The sequence below is a fragment of the Microbacterium sp. genome, from assembly GCF_031988965.1.
Taxonomy (GTDB): Bacteria; Actinomycetota; Actinomycetes; order Actinomycetales; family Microbacteriaceae; genus Microbacterium.
Window position 1 is genome coordinate 1 of the sequence record NZ_DALZXX010000288.1, and the last position, 1,385, is coordinate 1,385.

At 72.8% G+C, this 1,385-nt stretch carries 2 pseudogenes; both read right to left on the reverse strand.

The window, feature by feature from the left end:
• Positions 1 to 1,019: pseudogene (locus RTM68_RS18810) on the reverse strand (VWA domain-containing protein); the annotation flags it as partial.
• Positions 1,016 to 1,385: pseudogene (locus RTM68_RS18815) on the reverse strand (potassium transporter Kef); the annotation flags it as partial. The pseudogenes RTM68_RS18810 and RTM68_RS18815, both read right to left, overlap by 4 nt.

Consider the following 1,385-nt stretch of genomic DNA (forward strand, 5'->3'; position numbering starts at 1 on the left):
GTGCCCGGATGCCGCGGCAGATCGCCGCGCAGGCGCTGATCGGCGAGGAGACGACCGAGCTCCGCGCCGGTCGGCGGGCGATCGTCGACACCGCACCCGACGGGAGGTTCGAGGGGCCACCCGCCGGCGGCATCCTGCTCGGCGAGGTACGGCGCCGCGATGACTCCGAACAGTGCCGCCCCCGACACCGGTTCGGTGCCGAAGGTGCGCACGGCGTCGGCCACCAGTGTCGCGTCGACCGGAGGGTTCGTGGCCGTCGCATCCGCGAGCTCTGCGGCGACTCGCGCGCGCTCCGCGCTCGCCTCACGCAGCAGCCGCTCCTTCTCACGATGCTTCTCGGGGATCTCACTCAGCGGCGTCATCCGCTGCGTGAGCGGCCTCGCGATCGGACGGACGGGCGGATCGGCCGGACACAGCGTGCCCTGCGGAAGCTGCCACAGCAGCTCATAGGCGCGGCAGTAGACCCACCAGAGACGGTCGGCGCTGTCGGCGGGTGCGGGGTAGAGCGCTCGCCCGAGCCGCACGATGCCCAGATCGCGGGTCGGGATGGCGGATGCGCCTGCCTCGAGGCGCTGCAGCTGCGCGAGACGGGTGTTGACGAGCAGATCGCTCCACATGTTGCCGAGCCGCCGGGCCCCGTCACCCCCGTCACGGTGCGGCGACACCGTCATGATCGCCCTCGCCATCTGGTGATCGATCTTGAGCGCGTCGATCCGAGTGCTGGGGGCGAGCACGTGGTGACCGATCTCATGCGCGAACATGCTCCACAGCTCGTCGCCGAGTCCGCGCTCGGCGAGGTACTGCGGGTCCACGGTGACCGAGGGCGGAAAGCTGAACCACGCCGGCGCTCCGTGACGGGCGGCGGCACCGGGTTGCATCCGTGGGTCGTCGAGCCGCACCCGCCACAGGGTGAGCGCTCGCTCCCAGGCCCGCCGAGCATCGTCGCTCAGCGGCACCGGGGTCGACTCCGGCGACGCTGACTCTGCGGCTCCGCGTTCGGACTCGGGCTCGGCGCTCACGCGTCCTCCCGCACGTGCACCCACGCGAGATGCGTGTCGGGGCCGATCACCACCGTCACGCCGTCGTGCACCGCGGATGCCGTCTCGGGCTCCTCCGCGAGCACCGCGAGTCGTGAGCCCCAGGCATCGGCGTCGAGGCGCCACCAGGTGCCCGCGACGAGAAACGCGAAGGCTCCGGGGTCGACGAGGTGCTCGATGCGCTCGGGGGGACGGATCCAGGCGCCGCCGAGGCCGCGGAACCCGCCGACGGCCAGCACGTATCCCCGCTGGTCGGCGCGGCCCGGCCACCAGAACCGGTCGCTCCGCTGGCGACGGAGGAAGAGCTCGAGCTGGTCGACGCCGATCCCGAGAGCTGCGGCGGCCGCC